At 65.6% G+C, this 22161-nt stretch carries 25 protein-coding genes and 1 pseudogene; 12 read left to right on the forward strand and 14 right to left on the reverse strand.

Features of this window, described 5'->3' with window-relative positions:
- Positions 1–54 precede the first annotated feature (54 nt).
- The 4 genes from QM712_RS24545 to QM712_RS24560 are packed head-to-tail and all read right to left on the reverse strand — an operon-like array spanning position 55 to position 2940.
- The gene (locus QM712_RS24545; protein ID WP_415025727.1) at positions 55–930 is read right to left on the reverse strand and encodes a substrate-binding domain-containing protein; all 876 of its coding nucleotides are present in this window, start codon (positions 928–930) and stop codon (positions 55–57) included.
- Entirely contained in the window at positions 905–1594 is a 690-nt protein-coding gene (locus tag QM712_RS24550) for a M24 family metallopeptidase (RefSeq protein ID WP_415025728.1), read from the reverse strand. The genes QM712_RS24545 and QM712_RS24550 overlap by 26 nt, the downstream gene beginning before the upstream one ends.
- 37 nt (positions 1595–1631) lie before the next feature.
- Positions 1632–2651 (reverse strand): alcohol dehydrogenase, encoded by a 1020-nt coding sequence (locus QM712_RS24555; protein ID WP_415025729.1) that lies wholly within the window; start codon positions 2649–2651, stop codon positions 1632–1634.
- Positions 2652–2700: 49 nt separating this feature from the next.
- Entirely contained in the window at positions 2701–2940 is a 240-nt protein-coding gene (locus tag QM712_RS24560) for a hypothetical protein (protein ID WP_415025730.1), read from the reverse strand.
- Between the two features lie 176 nt (positions 2941–3116).
- Between QM712_RS24560 and QM712_RS24565 the strand changes: the two genes are divergently transcribed.
- The 3 genes from QM712_RS24565 (at position 3117) to QM712_RS24575 (ending at position 6375) form a co-directional block, all read left to right on the forward strand.
- Positions 3117–4121: a hypothetical protein gene (locus QM712_RS24565; protein WP_415025731.1), complete on the forward strand. Its 1005-nt coding sequence runs from the start codon at positions 3117–3119 to the stop codon at positions 4119–4121.
- A gap of 284 nt (positions 4122–4405) precedes the next feature.
- A complete protein-coding gene (adh, locus tag QM712_RS24570) occupies positions 4406–5926 on the forward strand; it encodes an aldehyde dehydrogenase (RefSeq protein WP_415025732.1) in 1521 nt (506 codons plus the stop codon).
- 68 nt (positions 5927–5994) lie between these two features.
- The gene (locus QM712_RS24575) at positions 5995–6375 is read left to right on the forward strand and encodes a DUF779 domain-containing protein (protein ID WP_415025733.1); all 381 of its coding nucleotides are present in this window, start codon (positions 5995–5997) and stop codon (positions 6373–6375) included.
- 10 nt (positions 6376–6385) lie between these two features.
- Here QM712_RS24575 and QM712_RS24580 read toward each other — a convergent pair whose 3' ends face one another.
- Together QM712_RS24580 and QM712_RS24585 are read right to left on the reverse strand one after the other, a co-directional pair.
- Positions 6386–6649 carry a hypothetical protein gene (locus tag QM712_RS24580; RefSeq protein WP_415025734.1) on the reverse strand — a complete coding sequence of 88 codons (264 nt, stop codon included), beginning with the start codon at positions 6647–6649 and terminating at the stop codon, positions 6386–6388.
- A 191-nt stretch (positions 6650–6840) separates the two neighbouring features.
- On the reverse strand, positions 6841–8325 hold the full coding sequence (locus QM712_RS24585; RefSeq protein ID WP_415025735.1) for an aldehyde dehydrogenase family protein: 1485 nt from the start codon (positions 8323–8325) through the stop codon (positions 6841–6843).
- Between the two features lie 115 nt (positions 8326–8440).
- Here QM712_RS24585 and QM712_RS24590 point away from each other — a divergent pair, with 115 nt between their 5' ends.
- The 5 genes from QM712_RS24590 to QM712_RS24610 all read left to right on the forward strand — a co-directional run bounded on the left by QM712_RS24590 (position 8441) and on the right by QM712_RS24610 (position 13117).
- The gene (locus QM712_RS24590) at positions 8441–9520 is read left to right on the forward strand and encodes a substrate-binding domain-containing protein (protein WP_415025736.1); all 1080 of its coding nucleotides are present in this window, start codon (positions 8441–8443) and stop codon (positions 9518–9520) included.
- 130 nt (positions 9521–9650) lie between these two features.
- Positions 9651–10397, forward strand: coding sequence for a glutamine amidotransferase (locus QM712_RS24595; RefSeq protein ID WP_415025737.1), 747 nt, complete (start codon positions 9651–9653; stop codon positions 10395–10397).
- 8 nt (positions 10398–10405) lie between these two features.
- Complete coding sequence (locus QM712_RS24600) at positions 10406–11833, forward strand: NAD-dependent succinate-semialdehyde dehydrogenase (RefSeq protein ID WP_415025738.1); 1428 nt, start codon at positions 10406–10408, stop codon at positions 11831–11833.
- Positions 11834–11841: 8 nt separating this feature from the next.
- On the forward strand, positions 11842–12627 hold the full coding sequence (locus QM712_RS24605; protein ID WP_415025739.1) for a class I SAM-dependent methyltransferase: 786 nt from the start codon (positions 11842–11844) through the stop codon (positions 12625–12627).
- Positions 12628–12742: 115 nt separating this feature from the next.
- Complete coding sequence (locus QM712_RS24610) at positions 12743–13117, forward strand: winged helix-turn-helix domain-containing protein (protein ID WP_415025740.1); 375 nt, start codon at positions 12743–12745, stop codon at positions 13115–13117.
- Positions 13118–13229: 112 nt separating this feature from the next.
- Here the strand turns inward: QM712_RS24610 and QM712_RS24615 are convergent, their stop codons facing one another.
- The gene (locus tag QM712_RS24615; RefSeq protein WP_415025741.1) at positions 13230–13607 is read right to left on the reverse strand and encodes a hypothetical protein; all 378 of its coding nucleotides are present in this window, start codon (positions 13605–13607) and stop codon (positions 13230–13232) included.
- Positions 13608–13787: 180 nt separating this feature from the next.
- On the opposite strand from QM712_RS24615, the gene QM712_RS24620 reads away from it, so the two are divergent.
- Both QM712_RS24620 and QM712_RS24625 read left to right on the forward strand, forming a co-directional pair.
- Entirely contained in the window at positions 13788–15197 is a 1410-nt protein-coding gene (locus QM712_RS24620; RefSeq protein WP_415025742.1) for an aldehyde dehydrogenase family protein, read from the forward strand.
- Between the two features lie 69 nt (positions 15198–15266).
- Positions 15267–15827, forward strand: coding sequence for a DUF2478 domain-containing protein (locus QM712_RS24625; RefSeq protein WP_415025743.1), 561 nt, complete (start codon positions 15267–15269; stop codon positions 15825–15827).
- Positions 15828–15840: 13 nt separating this feature from the next.
- Here QM712_RS24625 and QM712_RS24630 read toward each other — a convergent pair whose 3' ends face one another.
- Together QM712_RS24630 and QM712_RS24635 are read right to left on the reverse strand one after the other, a co-directional pair.
- On the reverse strand, positions 15841–15999 hold the full coding sequence (locus QM712_RS24630) for a hypothetical protein (protein ID WP_415025744.1): 159 nt from the start codon (positions 15997–15999) through the stop codon (positions 15841–15843).
- A complete protein-coding gene (locus tag QM712_RS24635; protein WP_415025745.1) occupies positions 15966–16412 on the reverse strand; it encodes a hypothetical protein in 447 nt (148 codons plus the stop codon). The genes QM712_RS24630 and QM712_RS24635 overlap by 34 nt, the downstream gene beginning before the upstream one ends.
- A 159-nt stretch (positions 16413–16571) precedes the next feature.
- Here QM712_RS24635 and QM712_RS24640 point away from each other — a divergent pair, with 159 nt between their 5' ends.
- Positions 16572–17510, forward strand: coding sequence for a LysR family transcriptional regulator (locus QM712_RS24640; protein WP_415025746.1), 939 nt, complete (start codon positions 16572–16574; stop codon positions 17508–17510).
- 7 nt (positions 17511–17517) lie between these two features.
- On the opposite strand, the gene QM712_RS24645 is transcribed toward QM712_RS24640, so the two are convergent.
- From QM712_RS24645 to QM712_RS24665, 5 genes and pseudogenes are all read right to left on the reverse strand, one after another.
- Positions 17518–18099 (reverse strand): TIGR00645 family protein, encoded by a 582-nt coding sequence (locus QM712_RS24645; RefSeq protein ID WP_415025747.1) that lies wholly within the window; start codon positions 18097–18099, stop codon positions 17518–17520.
- A gap of 34 nt (positions 18100–18133) precedes the next feature.
- The gene (locus tag QM712_RS24650; RefSeq protein ID WP_415025748.1) at positions 18134–18772 is read right to left on the reverse strand and encodes a TerC family protein; all 639 of its coding nucleotides are present in this window, start codon (positions 18770–18772) and stop codon (positions 18134–18136) included.
- Positions 18769–19132 (reverse strand): annotated as a pseudogene (locus tag QM712_RS24655) (hypothetical protein). The gene QM712_RS24650 and the pseudogene QM712_RS24655 overlap by 4 nt, the downstream one beginning before the upstream one ends.
- Before the next feature lie 2 nt (positions 19133–19134).
- Positions 19135–19596: a TerB family tellurite resistance protein gene (locus tag QM712_RS24660; protein ID WP_415025749.1), complete on the reverse strand. Its 462-nt coding sequence runs from the start codon at positions 19594–19596 to the stop codon at positions 19135–19137.
- A gap of 474 nt (positions 19597–20070) precedes the next feature.
- Complete coding sequence (locus QM712_RS24665; protein ID WP_415025750.1) at positions 20071–20451, reverse strand: nuclear transport factor 2 family protein; 381 nt, start codon at positions 20449–20451, stop codon at positions 20071–20073.
- A gap of 151 nt (positions 20452–20602) precedes the next feature.
- Here QM712_RS24665 and QM712_RS24670 point away from each other — a divergent pair, with 151 nt between their 5' ends.
- Positions 20603–22078, forward strand: coding sequence for a PLP-dependent aminotransferase family protein (locus QM712_RS24670; protein ID WP_415025751.1), 1476 nt, complete (start codon positions 20603–20605; stop codon positions 22076–22078).
- Positions 22079–22161: the final 83 nt, after the last annotated feature.

The following is a 22161-nucleotide window of genomic DNA, read 5'->3' on the forward strand; positions in this document are numbered from 1 at the left end:
TTTCGTGTGCGAGATGTCGACGTGCGCGTCCGCGGGAGGTTTGGCCTGCTCTTATCACCGCTCGGGGGGAGCGATCTTCACAAGGCCGTTTTCGGCGAGGATATCCTGCCCCCGGTTTGAGAGCAGAAACAGCGCGAGCCGCGCGGCGACTGGATTATCGGAAAGCAGGACCATTCCGTAGGTCGCGACGACGTCGATCTCGGGCGGCAGCCGCGACACCTTCAGGCCGGGAACCTCGCGCAGCGTCTGCTGCTGGCCGCTGCAATAGACCAGCAGAATGTCCGCCTTGTCGGCGAGGAAGATGCTGGCGGCGGGCGAATGGCCCTCGACCGGCTTGATCGCGGCCGGGCCGCCGATCAGCTTCAGGGCCTTCTGGCTGAGCACGGCTTCGGCGCCGGCATGAATCTTCTCGGCCCGCTTGAACACCGCGAACGCGTAGTCGCCGCCGGGATCGACGATCGGCGTCGATGTCGCCAGGCGCATCTTGGGGTCCAGCATCGTCTCCAGCGCGTTGGCTTCCGTCAGCCCGATCGCCTCGCGACTGAACAGGCAGAGATTGTTGCGCGCGAACGGGATCATCAACGCCTGTGGCCGCTCGGCTGCCAGCGTTCGTGGATGTCCCGTATCGGCCGACAGAAACAGATCGACGGCCTCGCCCTTCTCGATCCGCTCACGCAGGCCACCCGACGGGCCGAACACGGGATCGGCGATTTGCGAGGCGTCGAGGTCTGCCGCCTTGATCGCCTGCTTCAGGGGAACGATCAAACTCCCGGCGGCAAAGACCTTTGCCGGTTCGGCGTGCGCGGCCGAGACGGTGATCGCAAGACAGAACGCGGAGATGACGGAGCGTGAGGCTCGCATGGGCTGACCTTGTTGTTCTTTCCCTGACCGGAGCCCGCCCGTTCTACAACAGCCGCTCGTAAAATCCACCGTAGGATCCGTTCGGCTCGACGAGGTGGATCTCCAGAATCCAATGCCGCTCCTGGCCGGCCTCGTCGGGATCGCGCATGCGCTTCTCGTTGCCGGGCTGGATGCGATTGAGATTCTTGTCCCCGGGAATGAGGGCGTGGGCGAACTCGCTGACGAGATGCCCCGCGATGGCGCCGCCGAAGCGCCATCCGGCCTCCTCCGAAGCCTTCTCCGCGAACGCGTACAGACCCGCCCCCGTGATGTCGGGCGAGGCGTGATAGTGGGCCTGCACCCTGTCGAACACCACCGGGAGTGCCTCGACCAGCGGGCGGCCGGGATGATTGCCCAGCACATAGGTGCGCCCGAGATCGGCCTCCCAGTCCTCGAATACGGGGCCGAGGTCCACATAGACGATGTCGTCGGCCTCGATGTTCCTGATCGGCGGATTGTCGGCCGCCAGCGTCAGCGTGTTGATGCCGGCTCTGACGATGCGCTTGTGCCAGTGCTTCTCCACCCCGAACTGGTCCAGCGCAATCTGGTAGATCTCCTGTTCGATCTCGCGCTCGGTCCGGCCCGGCCTGACCATGTCCCGCCTTTCGATCTCGTCAAAAAGCGTCTCGGCACGCTTCTCGGCGTCGATCAGCGCCGCCCGCCGCTCGGAGGGCGCTGCCTGTCCTTGCTTCACGCGTTGTCCTTTCCGTCGTCCCTGAACCGCAATCCGCCTAGTGGCCCGTGGTGAGCACCATGCGGAAACGCGCTTCGTTGCGCATCATCTTGTCGAACGCCTCGGCGGCGCGCTCGAGCGGCATCGTCTCGATCATCGGTCGCACGCCCGAGAGCGAGCTGAAGGAGAGCGTGTCCTGCGAGTCGATCGAGGCGCCCGATGCATGACCGACGATGGTGCGGCTGCCGGCGATCAGGTCCAACGGACCAACCACGATCGGGTCCGCCCCGACGCCCACGACGACCAGCTTGCCGCGCACCGACAGTCCGGGGATGACGGAGCTCATGGCCTGCCCGCTGGTCACGGTCGCCAGGATGGTCTTGGCGCCTCCGAGCCTGGTCAGCTCAGCGGCGACGTCCTGAGTCTGGCTGTTCAGATAGACGTGCGCGCCGAGCTTCCTGGCGAGCGGCTCCTTGTCGACGCCGCGCGCGATGGCGACGGTCCGAAAGCCCATCTTGGCCGCGAACTGCACCCCGAGATGGCCGAGGCCGCCAATGCCGAGGATGGCGACGAGATCACCCGGCCGTGCCCCGCTCTCCCGCAGGGCATTGTAGGTGGTGACGCCGGCGCAAAGCAGCGGCGCGGCATCGACCGGCGAGAGATCGTCGGGGATCAGCGCGAGCGCATCGGCGGGCGCGATCATCGCCTCCGCATAGCCGCCGTCGTAGTTGATGCCGGGGATGCGCAGGTTGCGGCAATCCACCAGTTCGCCGCGGCGGCACGGCTCGCACCGGCCGCAATGGCCGCCGAACCAGCCGACGCCGACCCGTGTCCCGACATTCCACCCGACGACACCCTCGCCAACGGCATCGATGATGCCCGCGATCTCGTGGCCGGGAACGATCGGATACGGCACCGTCGGAAGAATTCCCTCCTTTGCGATGACATCGCTGTGGCAGACGCCGCAGGCCTGCACCTTCACCCGCACTTCACCCCGGCCGGGCTGCGGCAACTCGCGGTCGACCAATTCGAGCGGGCCGCCCTTCGTTGCGATCTGGATCGCGCGCATCTTCGCCATTTGAAACGTCCTCATGACTCGCGTTGAAACCGTCGACAGGCGGTCGAGATTACCGTCGCCGCGTGACAATCTTCGAGGCCGCCGGCCGCGCCTCGATCAATTTTGCGGTGCACTCATTGCAGATCAGCGCACATTCGTCCGAAACCAGACCGAGCCTGATGTCGAGGCCGATGCCGAGATCCTGATCGGAGACGCCGGCGATGACACCATGACAGCTCAGGCACCGGTGCTGAACACCCTCCCAGCGATCGTCGGCAGCTCCCTGCGCCGGTGCAGCATGACGGGACATGGAGTACCTCTTCGATTCCGGGCATCGGCCTTCGTGTCGCTATATTTACTGGTATATATCGAGAGCGGCAAGGCGGACTGGGGAGGAGCAAAGGATCCGCCGGCCACAGCGACGAAACGGCCGACAACGCTCGCCTCTGAAGAATAATCCATTCTTATTCGTCAGGAATCGCAATCATGAAAAAACACGACAATGCCTTGCGCTCGCGCAGGCAGGGAGAAACGCTCACGACCGGTCGCGCGCTCGGCGCGGCCGCTGCCATCCTCGCCATCTTCGCCTCGACGCCGGGTCCGACCCAAGCACAGACTTCGCCGGTCACCCTGCCCGACAAAAGCTTTCCCGAAAGCATCTCCTCGACCAGCGACGGTTCGCTCTATGTCGGCAGCTTCAACCATGGCGGGGTGACGCGTGTGACACCCGCCGGCAAGGTCGACGCCTTCATCTCGCCCGGCGCCAACGGCAGCCGCTCCACGCTCGGGGTGCTGGCCGACGAAAAGAGCGGCACGCTCTATGCCTGCTCGAACGACCTGTCGGGTGTGGGCGTGCCGAGCCCCGGCAGCGGCAAAGGTGCCTTTCTCAAGACATTCGACCTTCACACGGGTGCGCCGAAGGGCAGCTTCGCGCTCAAGGACGAGAAATCGTTCTGCAACGACATCGCGGTCGGCAGCGACGGCACGGCTTACATCACCGATTCCTTCGCTCCCTACGTCTACAGCCTCAAGCCCGACGCGACCGCGCTCGAGGTCTGGGCGACCGACCCGATCCTCGCGCCGGCCAAGGACGGCGTTGGCCTCGACGGCATCGCGATCGGCGGCGACGGCAACCTCTATGTGACGACCTTCATTCCGGGAAAGCTGTTCCGGATCGTCGCCAAGGACGGCAAGTCCGGTGCCGTCACCGAGTTGAAGCCGTCAAGCCCGCTGGATCATGCCGATGCCCTGCGCACCTTCGGCGACAGCCTTCTGCTGATCGAAGGCGCGGGCCGTCTCGACAAGGTCACCGTCAGCGGCGACGAAGCGCGGATCGAGGTGATCAAGGACGGTCTCAGCGAGCCCGTCTCGGTCACCCAGATCGGCGACACCGGATGGATTGCGGAAGGCAAGCTGTCCTATGTGATCGGCGAGAACAAGGACAAGGATCCCGGTCCCTTCACACTGAAGCCGATTGCGCTTGCGAAATGAACCGAGCGCGCAGCGCGGCACTCGCGCTGCGCGTTCACGCCTCACCTCCCGATCGCCATATTTGATCGGATATAGCGTTGACGAACCCCGCAGCCCGGCGCAGACTTTGCGCGGTTTCGCCGGGATGATCTGACATCTCCCCTCGTTGCCGGAGCGCGAAACGCTCCGGCCCGGCCGGCTTTTGCGCCGTGGTGCTCCGCCGCGATCGGAGCGCCCGTCCAACGACGTGCGGAACCGCATGATTCAAGGCGCAGAGAACGCCGTTCAATCCACGGAGGAAATGCATGTTCCAGCAAGCGCTCGACCAGGTCTCGAAAACACTCCTCATTCGCGAACGCTACGACAATTTCATCGGCGGCAAATGGGTCGCGCCGGTGGAAGGCAAGTATTTCGACAATCCGAGCCCCATCACCGGCAAGAAGCTCTGCTCGGTGCCGCGCTCCACCGCCGCCGACATCGAGCTCGCGCTCGACGCCGCGCACAAGGCCAAGGACGCCTGGGGCAAGACATCCGTGCAGGAGCGTTCACGCATCCTGAACAAGATCGCCGACAAGCTCGAATCCAATCTCGACCTGCTGGCGCTGATCGAGACGTTCGACAACGGCAAGCCGATCCGCGAGACCACGCATGCCGACATGCCGCTGGTGGTCGATCACTGGCGCTATTTCGCCAGCGTGGTGCGCGCCCAGGAAGGCGGCATCTCCGAGATCGACCACGACACCGTCGCCTACCACTATCACGAGCCGCTCGGCGTGGTCGGCCAGATCATCCCCTGGAACTTCCCGATCCTGATGGCCACGTGGAAGCTGGCGCCTGCCCTCGCCGCCGGCAATTGCGTCGTGCTCAAGCCCGCCGAACAGACGCCGCTCGGCATCCTCGCCGTGATGGAGCTGATCGCCGACATCCTGCCGCCCGGCGTCGTCAACGTCGTCAACGGTTTCGGCATCGAAGCCGGCAAGCCGCTGGCGCAGAACAAGCGGATCGCCAAGATCGCCTTCACCGGCGAGACCACGACCGGCCGCATGATCATGCAATATGCGTCCGACAACCTCATTCCGGTGACCCTGGAGCTCGGCGGCAAGTCCCCGAACATCTTCTTTGCCGACGTGGCCGACAGCGACGACGACTTCCTCGACAAGGCGCTCGAGGGCTTTGCCATGTTCGCGCTCAACCAGGGTGAGGTCTGCACCTGCCCGAGCCGGGTGCTGGTGCAGGAATCGATCTACGACAAGTTCATGGAAAAGGCGGTGGCGCGGACCAGGAAGATCAAGCAGGGCCACCCGCTGGATGCCTCCACCATGATCGGCGCGCAGGCCTCGAACGATCAGCTCGAGAAGATCCTGTCCTATCTCGACATCGGCAAGCGAGAAGGCGCGAAGGTGCTGACCGGCGGCAAGCGCGCCAAGATGGAGGGCGAGCTCGCCGAAGGCTACTACGTCGAGCCGACCATCTTCGAAGGCAACAACAAGATGCGCGTCTTCCAGGAAGAGATCTTCGGGCCGGTCGTCTCGGTCGCGAAGTTCAAGAACGAGGAGGATGCGTTGTCGATCGCCAACGACACGCTGTACGGCCTCGGCGCCGGCGTGTGGACCCGCAACGGCGATCGCGCCTACCGCTTCGGCCGCGCCATTCAGGCCGGCCGGGTCTGGACCAACTGCTACCACGCCTACCCCGCTCATGCGGCGTTCGGCGGCTACAAGCAGTCGGGCATCGGGCGTGAGACCCACAAGATGATGCTGGACCACTACCAGCAGACCAAGAACGTCCTGGTCAGCTACTCGACCAAGGCGCTCGGATTCTTCTGATCGTTCGCAGCTTGGCGCAGGTGCGGCTCGCCGTGCCTGCGCCGCCTTTTGTTGACAGGATGCAGACAATGGTCAATCGGGTCGAGATCACGCCGAAAGCGGCCGAGATCGTCGAACGTCTCAAGTTGCAGCACGGCGGGCTGATGTTCCATCAGTCCGGCGGCTGCTGCGACGGCTCCGCGCCGATGTGTTACCCGATCGGCGATTTCCGCGTCGGCCCGCAGGATGTCCTGCTCGGCAGGATCGCCGACTGCGAGTTCTCCATCGGTGCCGCCCAGTTCGAATACTGGCAGCACACCCAGCTCGTCATCGACGTGGTGCCCGGCCGCGGCTCCGGCTTCTCGGTCGAGGCTCCCGAGGGCGTGCGGTTTCTCACCCGCAGCCGCGTCTTCACCGACGAAGAGGTGGCGGAGCTGGAAGCGGCCGGCCCGCCGGCACGGGCGGCGTGAGCCGTCCGGATCAGCGGATGATCGTGGTCAGGGACGAGTAGCGCCTGTTGGGCTTTGCCTCGCCCGGCGAAAACTGCGCGAAGGCGTCGCTGATCCGTACCGCCGGCGGCGTGTCGCCTGCGAAGCGAAACTCCTTCGGCCGCGGCGCGTAGAAGTCGCTGCGATAATACGTGTCGTCGAAACGCGCCTCGCCGACGCCGAACAATGCGTCGCACACGAACAGAAGCGCATAGACTCCCGCGACCGCCGCGACGATCTCCTTCAGAACTGACATGCCGATGCCCCAAACCTTTCGCAGGGCACGATGCACGCCGGTTCCGAAGCCGAGGTTTAAGGCGGGGCGTGATCTGTCGGCAGGGTTTGCCGCCCCTCAGCCGATCGCAGACAATTTTAGCGATCGAAAAAAGAAAGCCCGCCCGATCGGACGATCAGGCGGGCTTCAGGGCTGGCCGGCTCGGGAGGTCGTCAGACGGCCAGGTTCATCCAGATCGCTTTGGGCTCGGTGAAATTCTCGATCGCGGCGGTGCCGTGCTCGCGGCCGAGGCCGGAGTCGCGCTCGCCGCCCCAGGGCAGGCGCACGTCGGTATAGCCGTAGGTGTTCATCCAGACCGTCCCCGCCCGCGCGCGCCTGGCAAAGCGCTGGAGCTTGCCGATATCGCGGCTCCAGACGCCGGCGGCCAGGCTGTAGGCCGTGCCGTTGGCGATGCGCAGCGCGTCGGCTTCGTCCTTGAACCTGATGACGCTGACGACGGGCCCGAAGATCTCCTCCTGCGAGATCCGCATCTCGTGTCCGACATCCGCGAACACCGCGGGACTGATGAAATAGCCGCGTTCGCCGACCCGTTGCCCGCCGGTGACGAGGGTCGCGCCCTCCTTCCGGCCGATATCGACATAGTCGAGGATCGACTTCATCTGCTTCTCGGAGATCACCGGGCCGAGCGCCGTCTTGCGATCGAGCGGATCGCCCATCCTGATCGACTTTGCGCGCGCCGCGAGACGCTCGACGACTTCGTCATAGGCCTTCTCCTGCACCAGCACGCGGGAGCCGGCCGAGCAGACCTGGCCGGCATTGAAGAAGATGCCGGAAGCAGCGGCCTTTGCGGCCGCCTCCAGGTCGGCATCGTCGAAAATGACATTGGCCGATTTGCCGCCGAGCTCGAGCGAGACGCGCTTGAAGTTGCCGGCCGCGCCCTTCATGATTCCGCGCCCCACGCCCGGCGAGCCGGTGAAGGTCACCTTGTCGACGTCGGGATGATTGACCAGCGCATCGCCGACGATGCGTCCGGGGCCGGTGACGACGTTGAACACGCCGGCAGGCACGCCCGCTTCGAGCGCGAGCTCGGCGATGCGCAGCGCCGAGAGCGAGGTCAACTCGGCCGGCTTCATCACGATGGTGCAGCCGCAGGCCAGTGCCGGCGCGAGCTTCCACATGCCGATCATCAGCGGGAAATTCCAGGGCACGATCGCCGCGACCACGCCGACCGGCTCGCGCACGGTGTAGGTCAGGGCATCGTCGCGCACGGGCACGACGTCGCCGCTGATCTTGTCGGCCCAGCCGGCGTAATAGACCAGGGTGTCGACCGCGGCCGGGAAATCCTGGCGCAGCGTCGCCGAGATCGGCTTGCCGGCGTCGATCGACTCGAGCTCGACGATCTCCTCGGCGTGCGCTCTGAGGAGGTCGGCCCAGCGAAGCAGGATCTGGCCGCGCTCGGAGGCGCGCATCGTGCGCCACGGCCCCTCGAACGCGCGGCGCGCCGCGGCGACGGCATGGTCGACGTCGGCCTCGCCGCCTTCCGCGATGGTGGCGATCACCTGGCCCGTCGCCGGATTGAGGGACTTGAAGGTGCGGCCCGAACTTGCGGGCACCCGATGGCCGTCGATCAGAAGATGCTGCGGCCGGGACATGAACTCAGACGCCGGTGCATGGGCGAAATCATATGCAACAGACATCATATTTCCTCCTGTTCTGGTATACCAGACTAGGCAGCCATGGGCCTGAGTAAATATGATATGGGGTGCCGATGGGCGCCCTTCATATGAAGTTCACTTCATAAGGAAAGCGACGATGCAGATCGAGATCGAGGCCATTTGGCGGTTTCGTCGTGAGGGCAGCCCCCGCACCGCCGTGGTCATGCTCGGCGTCCTCAACGAAATCCGGAAGACGGGCAAGATCACGAGCGCCGCCGCCGATGCGCATCTGTCCTACCGGCACGTCTGGAATCTGATCGAGCAATGGTCGGAGTTCTTCGGAACGCCCCTGGTCGAGACTCAGCGCGGCAAGGGAACCAAGCTGACCGCATTCGGCGAGCGGCTGGTGTGGGCGGGCGAACGCATGCAGGCCCGGCTCGGACCCCAGCTCGAAAACCTCGCGCAGGAGCTCGCGAGCGAGATCAAGCCGTTCCTGGAGCAGCGGCCGTCGGTGATCCGCGTCCATGCCAGCCACGGCTTTGCGGTGGCAAAGCTGCGCGAATTCCTCGACCGCGAGCCCGGCATCGGCGTCGACCTGCGCTACGTCAGCAACCAGCATTCGCTGGTCTCGCTGGCGCAGGGCGCCAGCGACCTCTCCGGCCTGCATCTGCCGCACGGCACGTTGCGGGCGCAAGGCATCAAGGCCGCGCGCGAATGGCTCGATCCGCGCGAGGACCGCGTCATCAGTTTCGTCACGCGCGAAATGGGACTGATGGTCGCGCGCGGCAATCCGCTGCGCATCGCTTCGCTCGCCGACCTCGCCGGGCCGAACGTCCGCTTCGTCAATCGCGATCATGATTCCGGCACGCGCCTGCTGTTCGACCAGTTGCTCGCCGCGCACGGCATCGACGAAAGCCGCATCAACGGCGCACAGCAGATCGAGTTCACCCATGCCGCGGTCGCGGCCTATGTCGCGAGCGGAATGGCCGATGCCAGTTTTGGCGTCGAGGCGGCGGCGCGTCATTTCGGCCTGGATTTCATCCGCATCCTCACCGAGGACTATTTCTTCGTCTGCAAGCGCGCATTCCTCGACACCCAGCCGATGCAGCGCATCCTCGAAATCATCCGCGGCGCCGATTTTCGCGCGGCCGTGGCGAGCCTGCCCGGCTACGTGCCGACCGATACCGGCGCCGTGACCGGCGTGAAGGCGTTTCTGGAGATGCACGCCGTGCGATGACGGCGCACGGCATGCATGGCATGCACGAGCCGCATCCGTTTCCAGCCGTCTGGACGGCAGCGGACATACGTTATATCTACCAGAATATAGCGAGTGCTCCGACGAGCCCCCGCGCAACAGGGCCTGCTGGATGTTTCAACGCCGCCGATCTGCCGTCGCGCTTCGTCACGTGGCCTTCGAGGATCTCGGCCTGCTCGCGCCGATCATGGAGCGCGAAGGCTGGAACGTCTCGTTCTGCGAGGCGCCGGTCGACGATCTCAGCCATTCCTCGATCGGGGACGCCGACCTCCTGATCGTTCTCGGCGGCCCGATCGGCGTCTACGAGACCGACAGCTACCCTTTCATCACGAGGGAGATCGTTCTTCTCGAGCGCCGCCTGGCCCAGGGCCTGCCGACGCTCGGGATCTGTCTGGGCGCACAACTCATGGCCAAGGCGCTCGGCGCACGCGTGTATGCCGGCGGGGTGAAGGAGATCGGCTGGGGATCGGTGACGCTGTCGGAGGCCGGCAACAATTCCAGCCTGAAGCCGCTGGCCGATGGCTCGCCGGTCCTGCACTGGCACGGCGACACCTTCGACCTCCCGGACAACGCCGTCCGCCTCGCCTCGAACGAGAATTACGCGAACCAGGCCTTCGCGTTCGGAAACAAAGCGCTCGCCCTTCAGTTTCATCTGGAGGCCGATCCACGGCAGCTCGAGGAATGGTATGTCGGCCATGCCGTCGAGCTCGCGGCCAGCAGGATTTCGGTGCGCGATCTCCGCGCCAGGACGACGGACGCCGCGAAGATCGTCGCGCGTCAGGCCGATCGCGTCTTCACGAACTGGCTCGACCGGCTCGGACGAGGCGAAGCGGCAGACAAGACCGCACGAGCAAGGTGAAAAACAACATGGCGGACTATCCCCAGATCGAACTCTACATCGACGGTCGATGGAAGCGCGCGAGCGGACAGCCGATCATCAATCCCGCCGATGAGAGCGTGCTCGGAACGGTCCCGACCGCCACCAGGGCCGACCTCGACGACGCGCTCGCAGCCGCTGAAAAGGGCTTTGCGCTCTGGCGCAACACGGCGCCCGCCAAGCGCGCGCAGATCATCCTGAAAGCCGCCGCCCTCATCCGCGAACGCGTCGACGTGATGGCGGCGGCGATGACGCTCGAACAGGGCAAGCCTATCGAGCAGGCCAAACTCGAAATCCTGCGCGGCTGCGACATCATCGAATGGGACGCCACCGAAGGCTTGCGGCTCTACGGCCGCGTGATCCCGAGCGAACCGGGCATGCGCCACACCGTATTGCGCCAGCCGATCGGCCCGGTGGCCGCGTTCTCGCCCTGGAACTTCCCCATGAGCTCGCCGGCCCGCAAAGTGGCAGGCGCCCTCTCCGCCGGTTGCTCGATCATCCTGAAGGCGTCCGAGGAAACCCCGGCGGGCGCGTTCCAGCTCGTGCGCGCCTTCCATGACGCGGGCCTGCCGCCCGGCGTGCTCAATCTCGTCTTCGGCAATCCCGCCGAGATCTCCGAATACCTCATTCCGCAATCGTCCATCCGTCTCGTGACCTTCACCGGCTCCATTCCCGTCGGGAAGCACCTTGCGGAAATGGCCGGCCGGCACATGAAGCCGGCGATCATGGAACTCGGCGGCCACGCGCCGGTGATCGTCTGCGACGACGTCGACCCGGTCGCAACCGCGGCTGCCTCCGCCGTCGGCAAGTCGCGCAATGCGGGTCAGGTCTGCGTCTCACCGACGCGGTTCTTCGTGCAGGAAAAGATCTACGAACAGTTCGCGCAATCCTTTGCCGAGCGCGCCAGCCAGTTGAAGGTCGGCAACGGCCTCGATCCTTCGACGCAGCTCGGGCCTCTTGCCAATGCGCGCCGCATCGACGCGATGGAGACGCTGGTCGCCGACGCCAAGGCCAAGGGCGCGCGCGTGCTCGCCGGCGGGCAGCGCATCGGCAATCGCGGCTATTTCTTCCCGCTCACGGTGCTGGCCGATCTCCCGGACGATGCCCGCGCCATGAATGAGGAGCCGTTCGGTCCCCTCGCGCTGGTCAATCCGGTCAAGACGCTGGATGAGGCCATCGAGAAAGCCAATGCCCTGCCTTACGGCCTCGCCGCCTACGCGTTCACGCGCTCGGCGAGCAATGCCGAGCGTCTGGCCGAGAACGTCGAGGTCGGCAACCTCTCGATCAACCATTTCGTCGCCTCCGTCGCGGAAACGCCGTTCGGCGGCGTCAAGGACAGCGGTTACGGCCGCGAGGGCGGCACCGAAGGATTGCAGTGCTACACTGTGGTCAAGAACGTCTCGCACAAGACGCTATAGGACGCATCATGCAGGATAGCTCGCCACGTCACCGCGACGGCAGTGCCGGAGACGCCAACTACGGCGCCATCGGCAAGGGCTACGCGAATTATCGCCGGCCGGACCCGCGCATCGCGGAACTGATCCTGACGGCGCTGGGCGATGCCCGCACGATCCTCAATGTCGGCGCCGGCGCGGGGTCCTACGAGCCGGTCGGCCGCGCCGTGACCCCGGTCGAGCCGTCGCAATCGATGCGGGAACAGCGGCCGGCGCATCTGCCGCCGGCTATCGACGCCGTCGCCGAGAATCTCCCCTTCGAAGACGCCGCGTTTGGCGCTGCCATGTCGACCTTCTCGGTGCACCAATGGAAGAAACTGAGCGCCGGCCTGCGCGAGATGCGACGGGTGACGCGAGGTCCGGTCGTGATCATGAGTTGCGATCCCGACGAGCTCGACCGCTTCTGGCTTCGCGCCTACTGCCCCGAGGCGATCGCGGTCGAAGCCGTCCGTTATCCCGCGATCAAGGATATCGCGGACGCCCTCGGCCGCACTACCGACGTCCTGCCCGTCCCGATCCCGCTCGATTGCACCGACGGTTTCAACGAGGCGTATTACGGCCGGCCGGAGATGCTGCTCGATCCGGCCGCACGGCTCGCCTGCTCGGCCTGGAGTTTCGTGGCCGAAGACGTGATCCGGCGCTTCGAAGAGCGGCTCGGCGACGATATCGCATCCGGCCGCTGGGATGCGCGCTACGGGCACTACCGGCAACGGCCGACTTTCGTCGGTTCGCTCAAGCTGATCGTCAATCACGTCTGACCCGGCAAACCGCGGCGCCGGGGCGGAGATGCGTTAGGGATATCCGGCGCCCTCACCTTGTCCGTAGCAGGCAAGAGTGGCAATCTCCGGCGCAGTTGCCCCACGAGACACGATCATGTCGCGCGCAAGCGCCAAATCGCTTCCATCATTGAGCGTTCGCATCGACCTCGACAGCGAGGATCGGATCGGACCCGGCAAGATCGAGCTTCTCGAGCAAATCCACCAGCATGGCTCGATTTCGGCCGCCGGTCGCGCCATGGACATGTCCTACAAGCGCGCCTGGGATCTCGTCGACGAGATCAACCGCATCTGCGGACACGCCGCGGTCGAGCCGCAGACCGGCGGGAAGAACGGCGGCGGCGCGATGCTGACCCCGTTCGGTGCGGGGCTGGTCGCGCGCTACCGCAAGATCGAGCGCAATGCCGCCCGCGCGGTCCGCAAGGAACTCGAAGCGCTGCAGACCGACATCGCCCGTCCGCGCAAATCCTGATTGAAATCGCCGCCGGAGGCATTCCCGCCCCAAAGGAATCCGAACGGCGCTGGAGTCTCGTTGCGACGCGTGTCCCCGAGGCGAAGCGATATCCGCTTCGCTCGAAAGCGGCCTAGTTCGGCCGCACCGTCACTTCGGGCATCGGCTGGGTCAGGGCTTCGCCGAGCAGGCTCTGCTCCGCCTTGGGAATCGAGAAGCGGACCTTGAAGCCGTCCTCGGTCTCGAGCGTGATGATGCGCTGGGTCGTGTCGGTCGACTGCTCGAGCACCCATGATGCCAGCGGATAGGCATAGCGCAGGCTCTGGTCGCCGTAGCGGGCCTTGAGCGCCGCCTCGAGCAGTCCCGGCAACGTCATGATCAGCGCGCCGACCTGGTTCAGCGAGACGCTGACCGCTGCCGGATTTCCCGCCACGTCTTCGAACCCCAGCGATATCGCGCCGCCGTCGGCCGCCACCTCGCATGTCGTCAGCGACCTGACCTTGATTTCCATCGTAAATCCCGGAACGCACTTCGCTATATCCTTCAGAATATATCGATCTGTCGATCAGCGTCCAGCCCGCATTTCCTGGAATTGATCGACTGGAACACCATGGCCGGTCCGGCCGAGACGTGATATGTATTTCGATATAACGAGGCCTAATGGCCCGTTCTTGAAGGGAGCGCAAAGCCAATGAGTGACTTCAATCTTCTCATCGACGGCAAGATGGTGCCCGGCGACCTGACCATGCCGGTTCTCAATCCCGCGACCGAAGAGGTGGTGGCACAGTGCCCACGCGCCTCCAAATCCCAGCTCGACAAGGCTGTCGCCGCGGCGAAGGCCGCCTTCCCCGCCTGGGCCGCGACTTCGATGGAGGATCGCCGCAAGGTCGTGATGAAGATGGCTGACGTGATCGAGGCCAATTCGGGCGAGCTCGCGCGCCTGCTCACCGCCGAGCAAGGCAAGCCGCTCGCGGACGCCACCGGCGAAGTGCTCGGCATGGCTGCCTTCTTCCGCTATCTCGGCTCGCTCGACCTGCCGATGAAGGTCATCGAGAATTCCGGCGACCGCAAGGTCGAGGCCTATCGCCGTCCGCTCGGCGTCGTCGGCGCGATCATTCCCTGGAACTACCCACTCCTCATCCTCGCCTTCAAGCTGCCCTCCGCGCTGATCGCCGGCAACACCCTGATCGTGAAGCCCGCGCCGACCACGCCGCTCGCCTCCCTGCGCTTCGCCGAACTGATCAAGGACGTCGTGCCGAAGGGCGTGCTCAACTTCATCACCGACGCCAACGATCTCGGCGGCGAGATGACCAAGCATCCCGACATCCGCAAGATCTCCTTCACGGGATCCTCGGCCACCGGCCAGAAGGTGATGGCGAGCGCGGCACAGACTCTCAAGCGCATCACGCTCGAACTCGGCGGCAACGACGCCGGCATCGTGCTCGACGACGTCGATCCGAAGAAGGTCGCGCCCGGCATCTTCGAGGGCGCCTTCCAGAACTCCGGTCAGGTCTGCCTCGCGATCAAGCGGCTCTACGTGCATGAATCCGTCTATGACGAACTCTGCAACGAGCTGGTCGCGATCGCCAAGAACACCGTCGTCGACGACGGCTCCAAGCAGGGCACCAAGCTCGGGCCGCTGCAGAACAAGATGCAGTACGAGAAGGTGAAGACGTTCCTCGAGGACGCGCACAAGAACGGCAAGGTGGTGGCCGGAGGTGCGGCGATGGACCGTCCCGGCTACTTCATCGAGCCGACCATCGTGCGCGACATCAAGGAAGGCTCGAAGCTGGTCGACGAGGAACAGTTCGGTCCCGTGCTGCCGCTGATCAAATATTCCGACAAGGATGACGTGATCCGCCGTGCCAATGCCACGACCTACGGCCTCGGCGCCTCGGTCTGGTCGTCAGATCCCAAGCGTGCGCACGAGATCGCGACCCAGCTCGAGTCCGGCACGGTCTGGATCAACAAGCACCTCGACATGGCCCCGCACATTCCGTTCGGCGGCGCCAAGCAGTCGGGCATCGGGACCGAATTCGCCGAGGAAGGCCTCGCCGAGTTCACCCAGCTCCAGATCATCAACGGCCCGCCGGCCGCCTGATCCGACAACCGGGGCCGCGGCGAAACCCGCTGCGGCCCCACTCTCCTGGCAGCGGAACGGAGGCGGACCATGTTCGATGCGCAATGCGACCTCGCCGCTCTCGTCTATGAGCCGCATCAGGACCCCGATGCCGTCCTGCGCAACTTCGCCGCCGATCTCAGCGCGCGCGGCGTTCGCGTGGTGGGCATGGTCCAGGCCGGCCAATGCGCTGACTCCAGCCTGTCGGCGGTGCTGCTGCACAACGGCGAGAAGCTCCTGCTGGCGCAGGACCTCGATCCGGCCGCGCGCGGCTGCCGGCTCGATCTGGCACGGCTGCAGAATGCCGGCGAGCGCATTGCCGACGCGCTGGCCGACGGCGCCGACCTCGTCATCATCAACCGCTTCGGCAAGCGGGAGCGTGACGGCAAGGGCTTGTCCCACCTGATCTCGCGCGCACTCGATGCCGACATTCCCGTGGTCATCGCGGTCGGCAAGGACCACTTTCCCGACTGGATCAAGTTCGCCGGCGGCATGAGCGTGAAGCTCAACTGCGAGCGTGATGCGCTCGGCGCGTGGTGGCAGGGCATCGCGGCCGCAGGCGCGGAGCCCGACGCCCGGTCGCATCCGACGGTTTGCGAAATTCTCAAATAGTCCGCGCGTCCGCTCAGATCGCCGGTTCGTCCTTCAGCGCCGAGACCACCTGCTCGCCCTGCGCGGTCAGCCGGTACGTCACCAGCGGGCGGCTCGACGGCGGCCTGCGCGCGACCTCGACGACATAGCCGCGCACCATCAGCGCTTCGAAACTGCCGTAGTAACCGAACATGCTGATCTCGTTCTGCTTGAGCAGTTTGAACTCGCGCAGGAGACGGATCTCGTGCCCGAGAGCAGCGACCGCCGGACGCGCTGAACGAACTGCGCGCGTTGCTCGAACCAGGCTTGATCCGGCAGTTCGCGCGCGGGCGCGGCCGGATCGCGTTCGCACGGCCGCGCGTCCCCGACATCGGCGGTGACCGGCGGCAGGCCGGGCATGCTGCTTTCGACGGCTTCCCTGGCGAGGTCGAGCATGGCGATGGGCCAGCGCCGCTTGTTGTCCACCATGACCGGCGGCGGCACGACATTGTCGCGCACCAGTTGCTCGAAGCGGCCGGCCGTCACACCGACATAGGCCGCCGCACGCCGGCGATCGACCAGCCGGGAGTTCTCCCGGTGCTGCCCGCAAGTCGCGTTGTCGTCCACCCCAAGACCCCTTCTGCTCCGGAGCGCGCGACCGCGTGGGTACGCCGAGCCCCATCCGCATATGACACTAGGGTGAAACCGGCGCTCTCAAAAGGCAGAGATTTTCGCACATGTTGCTGCCGTTTCGGCAACGGCTATAGTCCAGCCCCGGGGGATCTCATGCGATTTCACTCACCGGCCATCCAGTATTTCCATGCGGTCCGGCGCACCGGCTCGATCCGGGCCGCAGCGCGTGTCCTCAACGTCGCCTCGTCCGCCGTCAGTCGTCAGATTCTCAAGCTTGAACAAGAGGTTGGATCGCCATTGTTCGAGCGGACGGCGCGCGGGCTGACGCTGACGACGGTCGGCGAGATGCTGGCCCGGCACGTCATGAACGTGCTGCAGGATCTCGACCGCTTTCGTTCCGACGTCGCGTCCCTGTCCGGTGCCTGGCACGGCAATGTCAGCATCGCCTGCATCGAGTCCTTGACGGAGTCCGTGTTGCCGGAGCTGATCGCGTCACACCGCGGCCGGGCCCGGCGCGTGAGCTTCACGACCGAAGTGATGGGATCGTCGGACGTGCTGGAGGCCCTGAGCCGGGGCGAAGCCGACATCGGCATCGCGATGGCGCTGCGCCATCCGCCGGATCTGCGGCAGGTCGCGTTGAAACGGTTTCGGCTGGGCGCGGTCGTTGCGCGCGAGCATCCGCTGGCACGCCGCAAGACGGTCACGCTGGCGCAATGCCTCGCCTTCCCCGTCATCCACGCGCTGCCGGAGCTGTCGATCTATCACCTGCTGCAGCCTCTCATCGCGCAGCTCTCCGAGACGCCCGAACCGGCGATCCAGTCCAACTCGATCGACCTGATGCGCGAGCTCGCCGCGCGCGGCGTCGGCGTCGCCTTCCAGACCCAGCTCGGCATCGGCCGGCTGTCGCGCGACAGCCAGCTCGTCTTCCTGCCGCTGGACAATGCGGGGAGCCCGGTGTGGTCGGATCTGGGCATCTATGTCCGCGCCGAACGCACCCTGCCCGCCTACACCGAATCCTTCCTGCAGGAGCTGGTGCGAGAGCTCGGCGAGCGCGAGCGGCGCGAGAACGTGGCGTATCCGCAAATCACGTGAGCAAGGCTCAGTGAGCGGCCTCCTTGCGATGCGCGTTGTCACCGAGGCGGTCGACCCAGGCGATGCCGATCGCGGAGATGATGAAAGTCAGGTGGATCAGCACCTGCCACATCACGCCGCTCTCGGTGAAATTGCTGCGCGAGGTGCCGAGATTTCCAGCCTCGATGAAGGTCCTGAGCAGCGAGATCGACGAGATGCCGATGATCGCCATCGCGAGCTTGATCTTCAGCACGCTGGCATTGACGTGGCTCAGCCATTCCGGCTCGTCCGGATGGCCGTTGAGGTTGAGGCGCGAGACGAAGGTCTCGTAACCGCCGACGATCACCATCACCAGCAGGTTCGAGATCATGACCACGTCGATCAGGCCGAGCACGACCAGCATGATCTGCTGCTCGCTGGCGTCGAACGAGTGCACGACGAGGTGCCAGAGCTCCTTCAGGAACAGCAGGACATAGACCGCCTGCGCGACGATGAGGCCGACATAGAGCGGCACCTGGAGCCAGCGCGAGCCAAAGATCAGCTGCGCGAACGGGCCGATCTTCGGCCGCGGCCCGGCATGCGCCGAAGGTGCTTTGGGTTCAGACGTCATTGGTCACTCCGGATTGCAGGCAAGAGATGTCACCTTAGAGACTCGCGATGACAGGCGCGAGTTCGAGCGAGCCGCGATAGATCATCTCGAAGGCGACGTAAATGATGATGGCGAGGCCGACATAGGCGATCCAGCGCTGCTTCTGCAGGACACGGCCGAGAAGGTCAGCGGCAACACCCATCAGTGCGACAGAAAGCAGCAGGCCGAAGACGAGGATGTAGGGATGCTCGCGCGCGGCCCCCGCGACCGCGAGCACGTTGTCGAGCGACATCGAGACGTCGGCGGCGACGATCTGCAGTGCCGCCTGCCTGAAGGTCTTGCGCGGCACCGGCGCGCTGCTCGCGCCGCCGCCATGGCTGAACGCGAGTTCGCTCCCATGCGCGGCCTGGTCGCGCAGCTCCCGCCACATCTTCCAGCACACCCAGAGCAGCAGCACGCCGCCGGCGAACAGCAGGCCGATCACCTGCAGCAACTGCGTCGCGACGCCGGCAAAGACGATGCGCAGGACCGTCGCGACGACGATGCCGACGACGATGGCGCGCCGGCGCTGCTCGGCCGGCAAGCCGGCGGCGGCAAGGCCGATGACGACGGCGTTGTCGCCGGCCAGCACGAGGTCGATCAGGACGACCTGCAACAGCGCGGTCAGCGCGTCGGCCGTGATGAATTCAGTCATGATTGATCATTGTTTCGGTGCAGACGGATCGAGCCATTGCGGCTTCTTCCGCTCGACCCAATCCAGGACCTTCGAGCGCGAAGAGCGCAGCGCCGGCACGTCCTCTGCGAGCAATGCGAGGCCGAGCGGCAGCATCCAGATGCCCAGCACCGGCAGGAAGGACAGCACGCCGCCGACGACGAGCAGCGCTCCCGAAGGAATCCTCACCCAGCGGCTGGACGGCTTGAGCAGATAGGTGACGGTGTCACCCATCCGGGGCGGCAGGCGATGGACGAGCTTGTCCAGGCGCGGATCGCCGCCGGCCATCTGGCCCGCGGCAGCGTCCGCACCCGACGTGCGCTCATCCGGCCCCGCGACCATGCCTACTCCTTCGCGGCCGCGCGCAACGCGCCCGGCCCGACATCCTTCGCACGCGGCAGCACCAGCGTCAGCAGGCGCAGCAGCTTGATCGCCTGCACCTCATGGGGATGCACGTCCTCGTCGGCAGCCGCGACGCGCTCCGACAGTTCCATCAGGTGAGACGACAGCGGCAGATCCGACACCGGCCGCAGCGTGTCGATGACCACATTGGCGAAGTCCGGCTCCTCGAGCCGTTCGGCCAGTTCGTCGAACAGCGCGAACAGCCGCTCGTCGGAGATGTGCGGCGCCAATTCGCGGTCTCTGATGAATCGGATCACCTCGTCGCGCTCGACCGGCGAGACCCGCCGGTCCGCCACGGCGACGAGCGCACCGGCGATCACCAGCGCCACCGCAGCCTGCTCGTTGAGGCTGGAGGGTTCCGTGATCTCGATCTCGATAGGCGTTGAAGTGTTGACGTCAGACATCGTTGCTCCTCGACTTTGCGCAAATGGCCACGCGGAGCTGCGATGGGGACGATTGGGTCGGAGAAAACAGACAGGGCCCGACGATCGGCCGATCCATCGCATTCGCGCGGGACAGGTCATCCGACATCACGAGGTTTGCCGACATCGTCGGCGTCCTCGCCAGAGGGGCCCGGATTCTTGTTCCTGCCAGAGATAAAGCCGGGTCTGCCGGAATCAAGGCGACGGCAGTGCGACCAGCCGCCGCACCGGTTCCACCGTCGCGGCATTCAAGGCAATTGCGCACCCGGGACTCGCAAGTGCCTCCGCACCGTCATTGCGAGCGTAGCGAAGCAATCCAATCCGTCACCGCGGAAAGATTCTGGATTGCGTCGCTGCGCTCGCGATGACGAAGAGGCAGCAGCCGCCCTGCTTCAATTCGCACGCCGCCGCAAACCACGCGACCCGTTCAACGAGATGCGTGCACGCTGCCGCAAATCAACCCATCCGCTCGACGAGATGCGCGCGCGAGGGCGCCGGGTCGAACCGGTCGGCGAAATATTGCGTTTCGTGAGACACCGATCCCTCGCGGAATTCCATGATGCTCACGACGTAGGACGGCACGCCGTCATAGGTCAGAACGAATTCGCTGACCCAGAGGTCGCCGCGGCCGATGATCCGCCGAACCGTGAAGCGCTTCTTGTTGGGCTGCACGTAGCGGCTCTCCTGAATGTTCCGCCGGCCACGGATTCGTTCGCCCGACTGCGGATAGTCGAGCACCGCATCCTCGCAATAGATGTCGTGCTCGGCCTCGAAATCGTTTGCGTCCGAAGCATTCCAATGGCGCTGGAGCGCGGCCAATTTGGCTTGATCATCCATTCCCGCCTCCTGTCTGCACGCATCCGTTCCGATCCGGCGGTACGACCTTGAGCTGGTGCCGCCGGAATGAAAATATACAACGCGGCCCGCGGTTCGCACCGATCACGGCTGCGAGAGATCGCGCCTTCGCGACGGCAATGGACATGATCGCATGACAACCAATCCCGCCCCGCGCTCCGGCCGCCTGGGCGCACGCCAGATCTACGAGGCGCTGCGTGATCAGATCACGGCGCGCGTCTATGGCACCGACGGGCTGCTGCCGTCCTCACGCGCGCTCGCCGACGAAATGGGCGTGGCACGCTCGACCGTCACCGTTGCCTACGAGCAGCTCGCCGCTGAAGGCTTCATCGAAACACGACATGGCGCGCGCCCGCGCGTTGCCCGCGCCGTGGTCGAGCGCGCACGCGGGCGCGTTGCGCCCCGGCCGCCGACACGCATTGCGCCGCTGTCGAAATTCGGCGAGCGGCTGCGGCAGGACGCGCCCGTCTGGACCGAACCGCCACGCGGTCTTGTCGCGAATTTCCGCTATGGCGAGCTCTCGCCGTCGGACTTCCCGGTGCTCGCATGGAAGAAGGCCGTGGTCGCGGCGATCGCACGCAGGCCCGAACGGCTGGCCTATGATGATCCCTGCGGTTCGCTGCGGCTGCGGACCGCGCTTCAGGGCTATCTGTGGCGATCGCGCAGCGTGCGGTGCGACGTCGACCAGATCGTCATCGTCAACGGCTCGCAGCAGGGCCTCGACATCTGCGCCCGCTTGCTGCTCGACGCCGGCGATCGCTTCGTGATGGAGAATCCCGGCTACCTGATGGCGCATCACACATTCGCGGCAACCGGCGCCATCGCTGTGCCGATCCCGGTCGACGCGGATGGCCTGGAGACGGAACGGCTCGACGGGGTCACCGCCCGCCTCGCCTATGTGACGCCGTCGCATCAATATCCACTGGGCGGCGTCATGCCGGTCGGGCGCCGACAGCAATTGCTGGCCTGGGCGAGGAAGACCGACGCCCATGTGATCGAGGACGATTACGACAGCGAGTACCGCTACGACGCCAAACCGATCCCGCCGCTGCAGGCGTTGGAAGGCAGCGACAACGTCATCTATCTCGGGACCATCTCCAAGACGCTCTCGCCGACGCTGCGGATCGGCTATCTGGTGGTGCCCGCGCGGCTGCGCCCCCTGTTCCGCGCCGCCAAGCAGATCATGGACCGGCACACGCCGCTGGTCGAGCAGGACGCCCTCGCCGCGATGCTGGAGAGCGGGGCCTATGACAGCCATGTCAGGCGTGCGCGCAGGCGCAACGCGGAACGCCGCCAGGCGCTGATCGACGCCTTGCGTCGCAGGTTCGGCGACCGCGTCCGGATCGAGGGCGCCGCCGCCGGCCTGCATGTGGTCGCGTGGTTCGATGGCCTGCCTCAGACGCGTGAAGAGGCGTTGATCCGGGCCGCCCTTGCAAAGGGCGTCGGGATTTATCCGGTCTCGGCGCTTTTCGACGCGGGCGCGAGAGGCCGCCGCCGGCCGCAACGGGCGATCGGTCTCGTCATGGGCTATGCGGCACTGGAGCCTGCACAGATCGAACGCGGCTGCCGGCTGCTCGCCCAGGCCGTCGATGAGATCGCGGCCGGATAACTGGACTGGATTATTTGTTGAAAACTGGCAGTTTCTGACAGGCCAGATTGAGGCTATCTCCGTAACCGGAACGGAGCCATGCC

Source organism: Bradyrhizobium sp., from assembly GCF_047605465.1.
In the GTDB taxonomy this organism is placed as follows: Bacteria; Pseudomonadota; Alphaproteobacteria; order Rhizobiales; family Xanthobacteraceae; genus Bradyrhizobium.

Excerpts from the sequence above, each read along its gene's own strand:
- QM712_RS24555 (WP_415025729.1), bottom strand. The coding sequence starts at position 2,651 with ATGGCGAAGATGCGCGCGATCCAGATCGCAACGAAGGGCGGCCCGCTC.
- QM712_RS24560 (WP_415025730.1), bottom strand. The coding sequence starts at position 2,940 with ATGTCCCGTCATGCTGCACCGGCGCAGGGAGCTGCCGACGATCGCTGG.
- QM712_RS24565 (WP_415025731.1), top strand. The coding sequence starts at position 3,117 with ATGAAAAAACACGACAATGCCTTGCGCTCGCGCAGGCAGGGAGAAACG.
- adh (WP_415025732.1), top strand. The coding sequence starts at position 4,406 with ATGTTCCAGCAAGCGCTCGACCAGGTCTCGAAAACACTCCTCATTCGC.
- QM712_RS24575 (WP_415025733.1), top strand. The coding sequence starts at position 5,995 with ATGGTCAATCGGGTCGAGATCACGCCGAAAGCGGCCGAGATCGTCGAA.
- QM712_RS24580 (WP_415025734.1), bottom strand. The coding sequence starts at position 6,649 with ATGTCAGTTCTGAAGGAGATCGTCGCGGCGGTCGCGGGAGTCTATGCG.
- QM712_RS24585 (WP_415025735.1), bottom strand. The coding sequence starts at position 8,325 with ATGTCTGTTGCATATGATTTCGCCCATGCACCGGCGTCTGAGTTCATG.
- QM712_RS24590 (WP_415025736.1), top strand. The coding sequence starts at position 8,441 with ATGCAGATCGAGATCGAGGCCATTTGGCGGTTTCGTCGTGAGGGCAGC.
- QM712_RS24595 (WP_415025737.1), top strand. The coding sequence starts at position 9,651 with ATGTTTCAACGCCGCCGATCTGCCGTCGCGCTTCGTCACGTGGCCTTC.
- QM712_RS24600 (WP_415025738.1), top strand. The coding sequence starts at position 10,406 with ATGGCGGACTATCCCCAGATCGAACTCTACATCGACGGTCGATGGAAG.
- QM712_RS24605 (WP_415025739.1), top strand. The coding sequence starts at position 11,842 with ATGCAGGATAGCTCGCCACGTCACCGCGACGGCAGTGCCGGAGACGCC.
- QM712_RS24610 (WP_415025740.1), top strand. The coding sequence starts at position 12,743 with ATGTCGCGCGCAAGCGCCAAATCGCTTCCATCATTGAGCGTTCGCATC.
- QM712_RS24615 (WP_415025741.1), bottom strand. The coding sequence starts at position 13,607 with ATGGAAATCAAGGTCAGGTCGCTGACGACATGCGAGGTGGCGGCCGAC.
- QM712_RS24620 (WP_415025742.1), top strand. The coding sequence starts at position 13,788 with ATGAGTGACTTCAATCTTCTCATCGACGGCAAGATGGTGCCCGGCGAC.
- QM712_RS24625 (WP_415025743.1), top strand. The coding sequence starts at position 15,267 with ATGTTCGATGCGCAATGCGACCTCGCCGCTCTCGTCTATGAGCCGCAT.
- QM712_RS24630 (WP_415025744.1), bottom strand. The coding sequence starts at position 15,999 with ATGTTCGGTTACTACGGCAGTTTCGAAGCGCTGATGGTGCGCGGCTAT.
- QM712_RS24640 (WP_415025746.1), top strand. The coding sequence starts at position 16,572 with ATGCGATTTCACTCACCGGCCATCCAGTATTTCCATGCGGTCCGGCGC.
- QM712_RS24645 (WP_415025747.1), bottom strand. The coding sequence starts at position 18,099 with ATGACGTCTGAACCCAAAGCACCTTCGGCGCATGCCGGGCCGCGGCCG.
- QM712_RS24650 (WP_415025748.1), bottom strand. The coding sequence starts at position 18,772 with ATGACTGAATTCATCACGGCCGACGCGCTGACCGCGCTGTTGCAGGTC.
- QM712_RS24660 (WP_415025749.1), bottom strand. The coding sequence starts at position 19,596 with ATGTCTGACGTCAACACTTCAACGCCTATCGAGATCGAGATCACGGAA.
- QM712_RS24665 (WP_415025750.1), bottom strand. The coding sequence starts at position 20,451 with ATGGATGATCAAGCCAAATTGGCCGCGCTCCAGCGCCATTGGAATGCT.
- QM712_RS24670 (WP_415025751.1), top strand. The coding sequence starts at position 20,603 with ATGACAACCAATCCCGCCCCGCGCTCCGGCCGCCTGGGCGCACGCCAG.